The following is a 14,240-nucleotide window of genomic DNA, read 5'->3' as shown; positions in this document are numbered from 1 at the left end:
GGTCTCCCCATCCTTCCTCCCTTCGGTCGTGCAGGACGGGCGATCCCCCTCCGCCGCCCGTGGTCTGGACGGCCTCCCCCCGCTCATTGGCGCGGGCCTAGTCCGGTTGCATGCGCAACCGACTATTCCAAAGGAGGAAAAAAGACATGAAAGCAGATGTTCATCAGAAAGTAACAGACAAGATCGTTGCCGATCTGGAAAAGGGCGAACTGAGCTGGCTCAAGCCGTGGAGCAGCGGCAACCTTGAGGGGCGGATCACCAAGCCGCTACGGCACAACGGGCTGCCCTATAACGGTATCAATATCCTGATGCTGTGGGGCGCGAGCGTCGAGGCCGGTTATCTCTCCCCGTACTGGATGACGTTCCGCCAAGCCAAAGAGCTAGGGGCGTTCGTCAAGAAGGGCGAGCGCGGAAATCTGGTGGTCTACGCCAACACCATCACGAAGACGGAAGAAGGCGAGAACGGGCAGGACGAAGAGCGCAAAATTCCGTTCATGAAGGGTTACAGCGTTTTCAATGTCGAGCAGATCGAAGGCTTGCCCGAGCACTACTACACAAAGCCCGATCCTGTGATTGATCCCGCGTCACGCATCGAGCACGCGGAAGGGTTCTTCACCGCAACCCGCGCCGACATTCGCCACGGCGGCAACAGCGCCCACTATAGCGGCGGCAGCGATCATGTGCAGATGCCCGCCTTCGAGACGTTCCGCAGCCCCGAAGCCTACTATGCGACCCTCGCGCATGAGTTGACCCACTGGACGAAGCACAAAACCCGCCTTGATCGTGACTTTGGCCGCAAGCGCTGGGGTGATGAAGGCTACGCCCGCGAAGAGCTGGTGGCCGAGCTGGGCGCGGCGTCCTCTGCGCCGATCTGGAACTGACCCCCGAGCCTGGCACCGACCATGCCGCCTATATCCAGAGCTGGCTTAAGGTTTTGAAGGACGACAAGCGCGCGATCTTTGCCGCCGCCGCCCATGCGCAGCGCACCGCAGATTTCCTGCACGGTCTGCAATCGCTGATCGAGGAAGAAGAGAGAGAGGAAGGAGTCGCCGCGTAAGCGGCGACTTTCCCCTGACGCAGAAAAGTTTCGCGGCTGGCCCTCAGGCCAGCCGCTCAAGAGGTGTTCTCTTTGTGTTCCGAGCGGAACATGCTATGTTGCGAGTCTCCATAAACTTCACACAGGATGTAGGGGACGACAGCGATGGCAAAGACATACAAGCCCGGTGAGAAGGCCCCGCGCAGCGGACAGTACGAGATCACAGGTCCGCGCGGCGGGCCAACCGGCATCGAGCGCACCGTGACGAAGGGCGAGCCGCTGCCTCCGCCGCTGAAATCCGGCCAGCAGTATAAGATGGCCGACCCGACCAAGCATGGCGGCAAGAAAGGCAAGTAAGAGGCAGTGAAGGCTTTTATCTCATACTCTCACCGCGACAGCGGCGCTCTGGAGCGCCTGCATGTTCATCTTGCCTCGCTAAAACGCGAAGGGCGCATTGAAGCATGGTATGACCGCGACATTCTGGCCGGGGATGAACTGGACGCCGAAATCAAAGAGCAGCTCGAAAGCTGCGGGTTGTTCTTGCTTCTCGTCAGCCCTGACTTCCTCGCATCGGATTACTGCGTTGAAACCGAGATGAATCGGGCTCTGGAGCGCCACGACGCCCGGCAAGCCCGCGTGGTTCCGATCATCATCGAGCCTTGCGAGTGGGCGGCGTCGCGGCTGCGTGCACTTAAGGCCTTGCCGAAAGACGGAAAACCAATCAGCGACTGGACGAACCCGAACACGGCGTATCTGAATGTCGTGCAGGAACTACGCCGGATTCTGCATCACGAGCCACCCGCATCTGTGCCGAAGGGCAATACTACTGCCGCGCCGGACAAAAGTGATGCTGCAGAGCAATCAGCGCCGGAGCGGCGATACCGCGTCCGGCGCGAGTTTGACGACATCGACAAGGCCGAGTATCGGGAGAGCGCCTTTCGGGCCATAAGATCGTACTTTCAGAGCGCGATTAAGGAGTTGGATTCCGTAGAAGGATTGCGCGGACGTTTTACCGATTACTCCGATACTTCGTTCGGTTGCGTCATTGTCAATCGCGGTCTGGGTCATGGGACAGCGCATCTCACCGTACATGGCGGACGCGGCAAGCATCACTTCGGCGACGTCTACTATTCGTTTTCCGAAGATGCCGCCGAGAACACAGCGAATGGCTGGTTCAGTGTCGAGGCTGATGAGTATGAGCTTCATCTTAAAGGCTCGGTAGGCTTCTCCCATAACGAGCGCCGCATGAATCCAGAAACCGCCGCTGAAACGCTTTGGGCGGAAGTTTTGCAACAAGCCGGAATTTCCTATGACTGATACTGTCAGATTTCGATGCAATAATTGCGGACACCGCTTCGAGACCGAAGTTCTGAGCGAGGCCGAGCAACGCGAGGCCCGCCTTCGGGACAGGCCGACCTCTGCTGTGCAATGCCCTGAGTGCAAACGAACGGACATCCGGCGCGGTTGGGATTAGATTACTAAGGCTGAAAAACGAAAAGTAATGAACAAAACGACGACTATACTCCAGAAGATCATGAACCCGATTACAGGCGGCCCGAAGCTATCGAGCCGGGCGCGCTACGAAGCGCTTTATGTTCGCTGACGTTCTTTGGCGACGATCCTTTTCTCAGCATGCAGGCCTTCAACCTTGACGCCGTTGACCAGTTCATCATGGAACTTGAATACGATGTGTTGAGAGAATTGATCGAGTCCGAGCGCACCCCTGGCGCATCACCATCTTTCCTCAATGCTCAGTCGCAAATGTGGCTCTTTATGGCCTATGAAATCCTGCGGACTTGGCGGCAGCGCTGCAGGGATATCATCAAGTGGTCAAATTCCGGCGGGCTGTCGGCCAAAGTTGAAGCGCTGACGAGGAATGAAGGCTATTTGCACATGGCGAAACAAATGCGCGCAAAGCAACTAGAAGAAGTCATCCGAGACGCAAGTCTTATTCAGCGTGCCGAAGCCGACTTGATGCGCATCCACGTCCTCTTTACGCAGCTAGAGCATCTTAGAATGTCGCTGGCCAAACACGAGGTTCGCAGACAATCTGGATCGGTGGCACTGCGGCCAGGTTACGGACGAATAAACTACTTCTGCGGCTCCCTCGACTACGAACTTGAAAACGGACGATACAGCATCGGCACACTCAATCGCCGAAACGTCGCTGATGGCATCCGCGCACTGCCGGGAATGACCACCCCGTTGCAGCATGACCTGAGCGCGTTTGATGAGTTTATTCGCGGTCCGAAAGATGAGTGAACGCCCAGAACCAGGGACTTTTTTCGGATATTAGCTCTTGGGCTGCACGACAAAGAGTTGAGCGCCAAAGCCATGAAGCGCCTCGTCACTGATAGCCCTAAGGGTCTGCTCCTCTGGTGAGAGCGGTCTACTCTCCCTTATTTCGGGCCCTGATGGGACAGCCGTTTCCTGCTCCCCAGAATCCAGCGCAGCACGCCCGCTGGGGACGGCAGCATAGATTTCGTCAGTGTCGTCCGGCGTTGCTCTCACTGCACGCCTGACAGCCACGATTTCCGCTACGATCTTCTGTTGCGTCTGACGGGCTTGAGCTCGTCTCGACCGAATATTACCCAGCCATTCCGGCAATTGCTCTCGGACTGGCCTGCTATCGCTGGCCACGCGCTCTAGAATTCTCTCGCCTAACGCACTTGCAGTAAGGGGAGAAATCTCCTTCGGCTCCGAACAGAAATAGGCATGCTGAGCATCGTATGCGACGTGGTGTTTATCATCATCGTGAATCAACCCAATCATGCTAGGGGCGACAAAGATTGAGCGCCCCGCAACTTGCACGCTTCGCCACGCATCATTGATTTCCGAAACCATGTGGAAGCGCGGAGCAGCGTAGAACACCAGGTTTGTTCCGTCGTCCAGTTCCACTAATGATGTGTGCTGAAAGGACTTCTTTCGCTGTGTAATGGGAAACCTGTGGAAAGGCAGTGAGAGCGGTAAGCCATAGTGCTTGATCTCGGTAGCGCTTGAGCGTGTCATATAGTCAGCACGCTTGAATTGCAGATACAGCGGCGCGCCAGGCTTATCTAGCTTGACATCATAACCGCCGTTTTCTTTACCTTCCTCAATGAGGCTTGGAAAGACCGGGGCGGCGGACAGAGGCAACCAGCCAACAATCTCGTTGGTCAATGCAAATCCATAGCTAAACTCTGAAATTTCGGGAATCATTACGATGCCTTTCGCCGCGCCATGTTCGTGGCGATCCGAATTCTTTGCTTCGGATTCATTTGTTCGCCGTTCCGCACTCTCAAAATAATACTGTCTGGAGCAACAAAAATCTAACAGTTTCGATAGGATAGTGGTCTCCTTCCCAGCAGAAGTATCACGATGGTAGCGGCTGGCCTCACGGCCAGCCGCTTGAGGTTAGAGACCTGGCGAACGTGTCGCCAGCTCATCTTCGATATTGCGCATCGAGGCCAGCGCGGCGCGGCGCTCCTGGCTGGCGCGCGGTGCGCTGGCAAAGGCGTTGAAAGCCTCGGCCAACAGGCCGTGCAATTCTGCCGTGCTGCGGGATGCCGCTTCAAAGCGTGAGACGAGTTTCATCGTATCCTCCTTTTGCTTCAAGGAGGCCCCGAACCACTCAGGGCCTTTCGGCCCCGGCACACCATCATCGGCCCATGAAGGCGCTGATGGTTCGGGAGGGGAACTTGATCCTGCAAACAGGCGGATGCGCATGGAGCGCTTCGATATCGGTTTGAGGCGGTGAATTCCGGCAGCGCTGGCAGGACGGGCGGCCTATCGGGCGAGGTCTGGCAGCAGCATTTGCACGGGCGTTCCCGTGCATCACCATGAGCGGCGCGGCCTTGTTCCAGATGCTCTATTTCGATGGTGAGATAATGGCGAGCGGCGGCTGGTCCGGCTCGCGGCTGATCGTCAGGCTGGCCAGCTTTCTAGGCCGTGCTGATCGATCCCCTTCGTCTCCCGCGTGGGCTTGCGACAAAAGCCCCAAATCCCTGGCCGAAGCGGCTCAGCCTTCAATGCTCTGCCCGCTCCAAAAATCCGTGTTGAACATGAAGCCTGATCCTTCGCTCCGGCCCATCGGGAGGGCGTTAGCAAGCCAACCCGAAAGACAAGGAGACAAAGATCATGGCACGCGAGAACACAAACCAGACACTACCCCTCAACGCGCCGGACTATCTGGCCTGGCACGTCACCCAGAAAGGCGAGAAGTCCTTCTGGAACAAGGTCGGAGCCGCATGGAAGCACAAGGACGAGCGCGGCTACACGCTCCAACTTGAGACCTGCCCGATCAATGGCCGGATCGTCCTGCGCATGCCGCTGGAAGAGCCCGCCGAAACCGCGAACGAAGCGGGGCGCTCATGAGCGCCCCCGACACACGCGGCTACCGTCCCGGCCATCCATGGTACTACCTTCTGGGCGGCGAGGTTCTGTCCCCGAAGGTCATCCGTTTCGAGGCCCGTCTCGCCGGGTACAAAGGATACCGGCAGGAAGAAATCCTCATTGCGGCGGGCAAGCCGGAGCCGCAGCGCTCGCAGTTGCTCAGCAAAATCCGCGGCGAAGTTCAGCACTCTTTGAGCGCCAACATCTCGCGCTACCGCGAAGTCGCACGAGAACTTCATGCCTACCGCAGAAGCCACGCAGGGGAGCCAGTCCCGAATTGCAGCGAAGCCGTCCACACGTCGATGAGCCTGAAATACGCTCATATCTACAACGACTTCGCCCATCTCGATTTGCTGGACAGTCTGCCGCAGCAAACCAGCTTGTTTGATCTGCTCTAGCGCTAATGCCGCCTTCGCATGGGCGGCGTTTTTCCGGCATGTGATCTTTGTCGCCGCACCAGCCGGCGCGCTTCGCGCGCGGCTCGAACTGCGGCACCAGAGTAAGCTCTCTACCTTCCAGCAGGTGTCGCCGATGACGTTTTTTCGAGAGGATAGGACGATCCGGTGTGAATCTCTGGATCAAACCCATTATTCAAAAAATTCGGGTCGTGATGATCGATAACAAGAACAGACGACGATTCCCGGAAATCGCGAGAAAAGACAACAGGAACCCATCTATCCACCTCTAGTATTTCCCCATCATTGAGGACTGCGGCAAGCCACCTGTATTCTGTCCCGTAAACAAAATGGTCAATATCTTGCGTGGCGGAGTCAGGATCGCTGTACATCAGAAGAATTTGACTATCCCCTGCGCTACTGGCTAGGAACGGGCGTCCGGGCAGAACGCCTGAGGCTCCAATAACAGGAGCAGCGTCCTTTTCGCGGCCTCTGAGTATCGGTGTTCCTGAAGGGGTATAATCGACCACGACTTCGTCCGCTGGAAACCATTCATTCTCGTAGAAACTTGATACAAGCTTGCCATTGGGATGAAGCTGCCCGCCGCTCCAGGCAACCTCGTCGCTCTCGTCGCCGGTCCATGTGTAACCGGGCGCAGGTATGCAAACGCCTTCTTGTTCAGAGGCGATAACGTTTGACCGCGATGGATGCGTGCCTCCGGGTTGCCATGGTATGTCCTTTCGAGAGAAGAAACCCAAAGCCATCAAAATTATGCATGCAATCGCCACGACCTTCAGGTTGAAGAAACCGGCAATGGCAATGAAATCTATATTGAAGAAGCCGGGCGCTTCTTTCTTGGGCGCTTCGGCAGCCTTCAATGGCTGGCTAGGTATCCTTGGTGGTGTCTTCGGTGATCGCTTTGAATTCGGCTTGGGCTCGGGCTTAGGTGGAGGCGGCGATGGAGCCGATTTCTGGGGGGGCGGTTTTGCCCCGTGGACCTTTTCGGGATGCACCCAGCCGCAGCGATAGCATTCACCGCCGTTTGCAACCCCACCGCAGTGCGGGCAACTCTGTGATGTAAGAGTCATGTTCAAGTACCAGCCATCAAAGCCCCCACGGCGTTCAGCGTAGCTTAGCTTTGCGGCTGGTACGGCATCAACAGGTTCTGGGGGCGGCGAACTTACTCCGGTGTGTGGTCGTCTTCGTCGTGCCAGTCATCACGCGCTGCGCGAGGCTTGAACTCCGGCACCAAAACGTCCGGTTTTTGCTTGTGCCGGGCGTGCGTCAGACGAATGGCAGGCGCACTGTGTCCTCCGCCGCCAGGTGAAAATGCTGGCGCAGTTCATCAAGCTGGCGAGCATGCGCCTCGTCCAGGTTCAGCATAAGTGTATGTCGCATAAGAGTTTCCTTTCTATGCTTAGAGGTTGAAATCAGGGCCGTTATCCCGTGAGCGGTCCCGCTCGCGGGTCTTGTCCTTCGGTGTTTGGTCCGGTTGTTTCGCCTTCTCGGGCTTGATCCTGGCTGTGGCGGCATGGTCGCGCTCCATCATCAGGTAGGCGCTCAGCTCAAGGTGCAGCTCCGCAATCTCTTGCGTGCGCTTCTCGCGTATCTGCTTGATGGCGCGCTGGAGCTGCTGGCGCTCATCGAGCTGACGGGCGACCATCGAGTCCCGCTCGGCCTGATCACGGATATAGCTTTGCCAGGCGTCCAGCTCGTTCTGCGTCCTGATCTTGGAGTATTTCCCCGTGACCCGGCTCCACAGACTGCCGATGCCTTTTGGCAGGCGCGCGGCGCGCGCCGCCGTCTCCTTGTCCCAGCGTGCGCGCTGCATCTGATCCAGCGCCTTGCGCTCGACGCGGTGACGCTCCACGGCCTGCGTGCGCTTGAACTCGATTGACGGATACTTCTGACAATAGGTTTTGTTGATTTCGAGGGCGTATTTGTGAAGCTGGCCGCTCATGGCGCGCGCGATTTCCTCGCGGCGCTCCTGCACGCTCGGCAGCTTGTCAGTTTCTGGCAAGCGGGCTTTGACATCCTTCGTCTTCACGCCCGACCAGCGGGCGAGCGCATATATTTCGCCCTGATAATCGAGCGCGACAACGCCGCGCCGATCACCACGCGCAAGGAAGAAGCCTTTTTCTTTCAGCGCGGCTTGCAGGGTTTCGGCGTTGTCAGAGGCCTGCCAAGCCTGCTTGAACATGGCCTTGACGAGCTGCGGATCAGCCATCGCCCGCTTGGCTTGCTGCCACTCGGCGCGGGTGAAGTTCAGAGGGTTGCGCAAGGCCTGATCGACTATGCCCTTCGGCATGTCCCAGCCGTGCTGGAGATACAGCTCTTTCGAGACTTCCATCAGGCGGCGCTTGAAGAACGGCAGGTTCTTGGCCGTCATTGTCTCGACATCGATCCGCGACCAGACGGCGTGCGCGTGCCGCCTGCCTTCTTTTTCATGGAAGACAATGGCGCGCGGGTGTCCATCCAGGCCGAGCCGTTGCTCGGCCATATCGATGGCCGTCTCAAACGTTGCGACATCAACGCGCTCGCCTTCCGGCGGATTCAGACTGAGCGAGAACAGATGTTGCTGGCAGCGTGTGCCCTTGGCCACGGCCTGCGCCTCCAACAGTGCATCCAGTAGCTGCTCATCAGAGATGAAGCCCCGCAGCTCGTGCAGTTCGACATGCTCATTGTCCTGAACGTTCATCAGGTGGCGAGCGAGCTTCGCGGCGTTGCCGCGCTGGGAACCTTTCAAGATCATGGCTCACCCCCCTCAAGCATGCTGCCGAGCGCCAGCATCAGTTCCTTGCGCATGGCGATCACCGCCTCGCAGGCTTCCTTGATGTCGGCTTCCGTCTCCGGCGTGACCGGAAGCGAGCCGGTGTTGGAGGCGCGGGCGAGTTGGTTGAGGTTGGAGGACAGGCGCGACGATCCGAGCGCGCCGAGAACACGCCCGAGGGCTTCATGATCCTTGACCGGATAGCGCCCACGCTTCTTGCGCGGCGCAGCATCATCCCCGAGCACTTGCTCGCGGATATACCGCCCCAGCGGCATGCTGCCCCGCAACATGTCCAGCTTCGCCCGCTCTTCGAAGGTCAAGCGGAGCGAGAACGGCGGCGGGTACTTAGGCCGCTGTTCTTTCGCTAACTTATTGAAACGTCTATCTAAGGTGCCCATCGCCGCACCTCAGATCGCTTAGATCAAAAGGTGCGAGATGGTGTTCCCATTCCTGGAGGACTTCAAACAGGCGGTTCGATTCCACTCCCGTTGGGTCCACCACCCTTCCCCGATGGCGTCGTCGATCAGCTCAGGGCGGCGAGCAATGCGAAGTAGTCGCTGACGGCGGCGCGCCCGCGCAGGCCGAGCTTGGCGCTGCCCCGCATCTTGTAGGTCTCGACCGTCTTGGGGGAGATGCCCAGCTCGGCGGCGATGGCCTTCAGCGTACGGCCACGGGACCACAGGACGAGGACGTCGCGCTCGCGCGGGCTGAGGTGCTGGATCTCGTGGGCGACGCCCGGCCTGCGGCGGGCGGGCGGTCCGGACTGGCAGAGCGGCGACTTGGCGTTCTGGGGATGCCCGGGATCGAGAAGCGCTTCCAGAAGCTGCGCCGGGATCGGGCCGGAGGGGTCCGCGGCGCAATCCTGCGAAGGATGCGCGAGCGCCCCGGATCGAGCCGGCCGATCAGCGGGATGGAAGATAATCGACATCCTGAACTCCTGCATGGAAATGTAGCATCGAACGTAGGCGGCGGATAACTGCCGCGTCTTTGTAACGGTCGGGGCACAGAATCGCCCAATTGCACCGCCACGGTGAAAAAGTGGTTGGTCTTAACCGACCGTCGGTAAAAGTGACCCTAGGCTAACTGCTGAGTGACCCCGCGTCACCCGGATTCGTTCGCTCAGCTACGGAATATTCCGTAGGGTCACCTTTGCGTGAGATGCAAATCCCGGTCCGCAACCATCTGAGATCGCGCCCGTGTCAACCGCAGGGTGCGACATGTAAGGTTTTTGCCGACTTTAGGTCGTCCTCCCTCCGATGCGACCCCGTGCTCGTCCCAAGGGCACGGTAGCGGCTGGCAGACACGAAGACCGGGCATTCCTCCGGCTTCGTACGGCCCCCCCCACCTTGGAGACGAGCCGGCATTGTAACGTCCGGTACATCCAACAGGCGGGCCGGCGGGTTTTTGTTTCCGTCCCCGCGACAGGACGGAGAACGACCTTGAAGCTCATGACGACCACGGCGCTCGTCGCCGCATTCGCGCTCCCCGCCATGGCGGAGCAGACCGACATCACGCAGACCATCGAAGGACTTCAGGAGGCGCTGAACAGCATCGAGATCGCCGACGACGCGACCGACGTCGCGCAGACGGCGGTGAACGCGGCGAACCTCATCTCGCTCGAGGACAACCTCGACGACGTTCTGCAGGACGCGGACCTCGACGACGGGAACGAGGGGATCGACTTCGAGCAGGTCGCCTCGAACGTCCTCGATTCCGGACCGGCGTCCTTCAACTCGGCCGATCTGTCCGGCGTCACCCAGGACGCGACCAACGTGCTCAACAGCATTGGCGGCGTGGGCGAGGACGGCGGCCTGCCGGACGTCAACACGCTGTACCAGGACGCCGACGAGGTCGTTCAGGACGCGTTCAACGACATCGAGCTGTCCGGCCCGGCGACCAGCGAGGACATCTCGCAGGCCGCGACCAACGCGCTGAACCTCGCGACGCTCGAGGACGTGAACGGCGTCAACAGCATCGGCGCCGCCTTCGAGATGCAGCAGGACGGCGACGACATCTTCCAGAGCGCCTACAACGAGCTCGACATCCGCGACGGCATCACGGACACGAACACGGACGACGTCCTGCAGTCGACCCAGGATGCGACGAACGTCATCAACATGGCGGACATCTCCGAGGACCTGAACGGCACGCTCCTGCAGGAGCTCACCGACTCCGACCAGAGCGCTGCGAACGTCGCGCACGACACGAGGCGCAACGCGGAGATCAACGACCTTCTCCAGGCGGCGACGAACATCGCCAACGTCCTGACGGTCGGCGGGGTCGCGACCGACGCGATCGAGCAGAACTACGAGGACTCGGTGCAGGACGCGTCCAACTACGTCGAGTTCCGCGACCTCGGCCTCAGCGGCGAGGAGCCGAAGCTCGACGACATGGGCGAGCTGGCCGACGTGATCGACCAGACGGCGCTGAACGGCATCAACATCGCCGAGGTCGCGCTGCCCGAAGGCACCATCGCGCAGTTTTCGCTCGGGTCGGACCAGACGGCCACGAACGTCGCCGAGAACGGCTCGTGGTACACCTCGATCGACGCCGACATCGACAATTTCGGGCAGTCCGCGACGAACGTCGCGAACATCCTGAGCGTCGGCGCGCTGCCGGACCTCGCGGGGGCGTCCGACCTGACGCAGACCTTCGACGGCGTCCAGTTCTCGAGCAACGCGATCTTCCACGCGGACGATCTGTCGATGGTGACGCAGGCCACGACGAACGTCGCCAACTCGATCAGCACCATCACCGGCGAGTGATCGCGGATCGATGACGATCGCGGCGGCGGCCGGAAGGCCGCCGCCGCCCCACGCGTGCCCCGAGGGTCCCCATGTCCGTTCGCACCATCCCCACGATGCTCCTCGCGGCCGCGATCCCCATGGCGGCAGGCGCCCAGGACGGCGGCACGACCATGACGCAGCTCTTCGACGGGGCGCAGACGGGCCGGAACACCACGATCTTGAACGGGGGCGCGATGGGCGCGCTGACCGTGGGCGGCCCGGGCCTCTCCGGCCGTCAGACCGCGCTGGCGCAGTCTGGCACGAACGCGGCCAACGTCATGATGACCGAAGGCATCCGCGTCCGCGCTGCGACGCAGCGCCTCGTCGGCACGCAGACGGTCGAGAACGCGCTGCTGGCCGAAAGCGGCCTGGGCGGGGCGTCGATCGAGCAGACCGGACAGAACATCGCGAACGTGATCGCGGCGCAGCAGGTCGACCGCATCTCGCAGGCCTTCGGCCCGGGGGCCGAGCAATCGGTCGCGAACCGCTTCGCCTCCACCGCGCCCGCAGGCGAGCTTCGGCAGGAAGGGCTGAACGTGGCCAACGTGGTGACGGCCAGCATCTCCATCGGCGCGGGCGAGCAGCTGTTCCCGGCCGATTCGGTGCAGCGCGTCGTGAACGACGCCTCCTCGGCGGTCGACATCCGGCAGGACGGCACGAACGTCGGCAACGTCCTCGTCGCCGACGAGATCCGCGACGTCGCACGCATCTTCACCGGCGAGCAGGTCGTGACGAACACCTTCGACGCCGCGGGAGGCATCCCGGTCAGCCTGAACCAGAACGGCGTCAACATCGCGAACTTCGTCGAGGCGCGGACGGTGACGAACCTGACGCAGATCTCCGAAGGGTCGCAGACGGTCGAGAACGTCCTCGTCGGCACGACCCTGGCCGATCTGGACGCCTCCGGGACGGCCTATTCCCAAGGCTCCACGAACCTCGTGAACGTGCTCAGCATCCGCCCCTCGCCCGGCGGGGCGGGGGGCGAGGTGTCGGCGGTCCAGGGCGCGAGCCAGGATCAGAGCGCCGTCGGCATCGGCCAGGGCGCGCACGGGCAGGTCGGCAACGCCGCCGCCATCGAGCGCTGACCTAGAAGAGCAGCTCCGCGCAGGACACGGACGCGCACCACGGCCCTGCGCTGATGCGGGGCGCGTTGGGCCAGCCCTCGCCCTTGCCCGCCTGGTAGCGCACCGCCTCCTGGCCATAGCGAAGGGCGCTGCGGGTCAGACGCTCCTGGCAGATCGAGGCGCCATGCGATCGCACCAGGCGATCCAGGAGCCGCCCAAGCCGCAGATCCGTCCCGGCGGGCTCGACCTGGTCCAAAGCCTCGAAGAACAGGCGCACCTCCGCGCTGTCGCCCATGGGCGAGCCGGGAAGCACCTCCTCGCAGGTCGCGGCGAGGGTGCGGTAGCGGACCATCGCGTCGAGGAAGCTCTCCGGGTCGTAAGCCGCCTGCTGCGCGGGGGCGGCCTGGGCGGCCGCCCCGAGCGCGAGCGCGAGCATCGCGCCCCTCATGCCGGCTCGACCACGATCGCGGCGCTCGCCGGCTCGACCACGGGAACGACGACGGGCGCGGCGACAGGCGCGGCGACGGGCACGGCGACGGGCCGCGCGGCCGCGCCCGGCGGGAGGAGGGCGTCGCAGCTGCCGTCATGGCCCGTCACGCGCGCGACGATGTCGTAGGCGGCCTCGGCCAGCATCCAGCGAAGGCCGGCATGAAGGCCCTCCTGGCTCTCGCGGCCGATGTTCACGTCGAAGAGCTCGTCGTCGAAGAAGCGGAACACCGACCCGAACACCTCCACGCCCACGGCCTGCTTCGAATAGGCCTGCGCCATCACCAACTCGGTCGAGCGGGTGTCGGTGACGCGCACGTCCGCGCCCACGGTCAGCGCGAAGGTGCGCCGCCCCGCGCCAGCGCCGAACAGGCTGATCTGCCCGCCGGACGAATAGGTGTTGAAGTCGAGCTGCGTGATGGAGCCGTCGATCACCACGTCCGATCCGCGCAGCGCCCCCCGCTCGAGCGGGCGGTAGGGCAGCTGCTCGCCCTCGACGAAGACGGGGCCGCCGTCGCCCAGGATCTGCTCGCGCGCGCGGGCGATCTCGAACTCGGTGACGGTGGTGTTGATGCGGTTCACCTGCGACACCCCCGCCCGGGAGAGCGCCGTCACCAGCATCCCGGCAACGTCGCGCGGGACGTATCCCCCCGTCTCGTCCACGGCGATCTTCTGCGTCAGGTCGCCGATCTGGTGCACGGCGAAGACCGTCCCGTCGCGCCGGACCTCCGGGCTGCGGGAGAGGCAGGCGAGGGCAGCGTCCGCCGGCGTCGCGGCGACGACCGGGATCGGGCCGTTGTAGCTGGCGCGTGGCAGGCTCTGCTCGGGCGGGAGGGGGCCGCAGGACGCCATGGCGCCGACCAGGGCGACGGAGGAGAGGAGGCCCCGCATCAGTCCAGCGCCTGCAGGGCCGCGGCGGCGTCCTGCACCCCTTGCTCGGGCGTGGGGGCGAGGGCCGCCGGCGCGGACGCGCCTGCCCCGCCGACCGTGTTCGTGCCGGACCCTTCGGCATCCTGGATCGTCTGGTCGCCGGTGTTCTCCTGCCCGACGTCGATCGTGTTGTCGCCGTCGCCCGAGATGCTGATCGTGATCGCGTTGCCGGTCTGCCCGCCGAGGCCCGCGGCCCCGAGGCCGGACTGCTCGAAGATCATGAAGTTCAGGCGCGTCTGCTCCTGCTGCAGGAGGACCTGCCGCTCGGCCGGCGTACGGAACTGCCAGGGCCGATCCTCGCCGAACCCGTTCGCGCATGCCGCGCCCGGCAGGGCGACCGCCGACAGGAGGGCGGCTTTGAAAATGTGCATCTGATGTCGTCCTCTGGATGAAAGTTCGTCG

The 14,240-nt window shown here is 62.1% G+C and carries 17 protein-coding genes and 1 pseudogene; 9 read left to right on the top strand and 9 right to left on the bottom strand.

The window, feature by feature from the left end; all coding sequences use genetic code 11:
- Positions 1–110: 110 nt before the first annotated feature.
- The 5 genes and pseudogenes from BCF33_RS01895 to BCF33_RS13845 form a co-directional block, all read left to right on the top strand.
- Positions 111–913: pseudogene (locus BCF33_RS01895) on the top strand (ArdC family protein); the annotation flags it as partial.
- A 21-nt stretch (positions 914–934) separates the two neighbouring features.
- Positions 935–1,057 carry a hypothetical protein gene (locus BCF33_RS14505; protein ID WP_342747432.1) on the top strand — a complete coding sequence of 41 codons (123 nt, stop codon included), beginning with the start codon at positions 935–937 and terminating at the stop codon, positions 1,055–1,057.
- Positions 1,058–1,201: 144 nt separating this feature from the next.
- Complete coding sequence (locus BCF33_RS01890) at positions 1,202–1,393, top strand: hypothetical protein (protein WP_106159247.1); 192 nt, start codon at positions 1,202–1,204, stop codon at positions 1,391–1,393.
- A gap of 6 nt (positions 1,394–1,399) precedes the next feature.
- Positions 1,400–2,353, top strand: a complete 954-nt coding sequence (locus BCF33_RS01885; RefSeq protein WP_106159246.1) for a toll/interleukin-1 receptor domain-containing protein — start codon at positions 1,400–1,402, stop codon at positions 2,351–2,353.
- A gap of 315 nt (positions 2,354–2,668) precedes the next feature.
- On the top strand, positions 2,669–3,298 hold the full coding sequence (locus BCF33_RS13845; RefSeq protein ID WP_146132768.1) for a hypothetical protein: 630 nt from the start codon (positions 2,669–2,671) through the stop codon (positions 3,296–3,298).
- Positions 3,299–3,328: 30 nt separating this feature from the next.
- Here the strand turns inward: BCF33_RS13845 and BCF33_RS13840 are convergent, their stop codons facing one another.
- A complete protein-coding gene (locus tag BCF33_RS13840; RefSeq protein WP_146132767.1) occupies positions 3,329–4,234 on the bottom strand; it encodes a hypothetical protein in 906 nt (301 codons plus the stop codon).
- 195 nt (positions 4,235–4,429) lie between these two features.
- Complete coding sequence (locus BCF33_RS01875) at positions 4,430–4,609, bottom strand: hypothetical protein (RefSeq protein WP_106159244.1); 180 nt, start codon at positions 4,607–4,609, stop codon at positions 4,430–4,432.
- 543 nt (positions 4,610–5,152) lie between these two features.
- Between BCF33_RS01875 and BCF33_RS01870 the strand changes: the two genes are divergently transcribed.
- Entirely contained in the window at positions 5,153–5,389 is a 237-nt protein-coding gene (locus BCF33_RS01870; RefSeq protein ID WP_106159243.1) for a hypothetical protein, read from the top strand.
- Complete coding sequence (locus BCF33_RS01865; RefSeq protein WP_106159242.1) at positions 5,386–5,805, top strand: hypothetical protein; 420 nt, start codon at positions 5,386–5,388, stop codon at positions 5,803–5,805. Before BCF33_RS01870 ends, BCF33_RS01865 begins: the two co-directional genes overlap by 4 nt.
- Positions 5,806–5,915: 110 nt before the next feature.
- Here BCF33_RS01865 and BCF33_RS13835 read toward each other — a convergent pair whose 3' ends face one another.
- From BCF33_RS13835 to BCF33_RS01850, 4 genes are all read right to left on the bottom strand, one after another.
- Positions 5,916–6,680, bottom strand: a complete 765-nt coding sequence (locus BCF33_RS13835) for a hypothetical protein (protein WP_146132766.1) — start codon at positions 6,678–6,680, stop codon at positions 5,916–5,918.
- 539 nt (positions 6,681–7,219) lie between these two features.
- Positions 7,220–8,554: a relaxase/mobilization nuclease domain-containing protein gene (locus BCF33_RS01860; protein WP_106159241.1), complete on the bottom strand. Its 1,335-nt coding sequence runs from the start codon at positions 8,552–8,554 to the stop codon at positions 7,220–7,222.
- A complete protein-coding gene (locus BCF33_RS01855; RefSeq protein ID WP_245883686.1) occupies positions 8,551–8,892 on the bottom strand; it encodes a hypothetical protein in 342 nt (113 codons plus the stop codon). The genes BCF33_RS01860 and BCF33_RS01855 overlap by 4 nt, the downstream gene beginning before the upstream one ends.
- A 203-nt stretch (positions 8,893–9,095) precedes the next feature.
- Entirely contained in the window at positions 9,096–9,500 is a 405-nt protein-coding gene (locus BCF33_RS01850; RefSeq protein ID WP_211292351.1) for a helix-turn-helix domain-containing protein, read from the bottom strand.
- Between the two features lie 511 nt (positions 9,501–10,011).
- Between BCF33_RS01850 and BCF33_RS01845 the strand changes: the two genes are divergently transcribed.
- Entirely contained in the window at positions 10,012–11,337 is a 1,326-nt protein-coding gene (locus tag BCF33_RS01845) for a hypothetical protein (RefSeq protein WP_106159238.1), read from the top strand.
- A gap of 71 nt (positions 11,338–11,408) precedes the next feature.
- Positions 11,409–12,443 (top strand): hypothetical protein, encoded by a 1,035-nt coding sequence (locus BCF33_RS01840; protein WP_106159237.1) that lies wholly within the window; start codon positions 11,409–11,411, stop codon positions 12,441–12,443.
- A gap of 1 nt (position 12,444) precedes the next feature.
- On the opposite strand, the gene BCF33_RS01835 is transcribed toward BCF33_RS01840, so the two are convergent.
- From BCF33_RS01835 to BCF33_RS01825, 3 genes are read right to left on the bottom strand one after another with little or no spacing between them, the layout of a single operon-like run.
- The gene (locus BCF33_RS01835; RefSeq protein ID WP_146132765.1) at positions 12,445–12,870 is read right to left on the bottom strand and encodes a hypothetical protein; all 426 of its coding nucleotides are present in this window, start codon (positions 12,868–12,870) and stop codon (positions 12,445–12,447) included.
- Entirely contained in the window at positions 12,867–13,799 is a 933-nt protein-coding gene (locus BCF33_RS01830; RefSeq protein ID WP_106159235.1) for a CsgG/HfaB family protein, read from the bottom strand. The genes BCF33_RS01835 and BCF33_RS01830 overlap by 4 nt, the downstream gene beginning before the upstream one ends.
- The gene (locus tag BCF33_RS01825) at positions 13,799–14,209 is read right to left on the bottom strand and encodes a hypothetical protein (RefSeq protein WP_106159234.1); all 411 of its coding nucleotides are present in this window, start codon (positions 14,207–14,209) and stop codon (positions 13,799–13,801) included. The genes BCF33_RS01830 and BCF33_RS01825 overlap by 1 nt, the downstream gene beginning before the upstream one ends.
- Between the last annotated feature and the right edge of the window lie 31 nt (positions 14,210–14,240).

This window comes from Hasllibacter halocynthiae (assembly GCF_003003095.1).
Lineage (GTDB): Bacteria > Pseudomonadota > Alphaproteobacteria > Rhodobacterales > Rhodobacteraceae > Hasllibacter > Hasllibacter halocynthiae.
The sequence above is the reverse complement of the archived record's forward strand: the minus strand, read 5'-3'. Positions and strand labels throughout refer to the sequence as shown.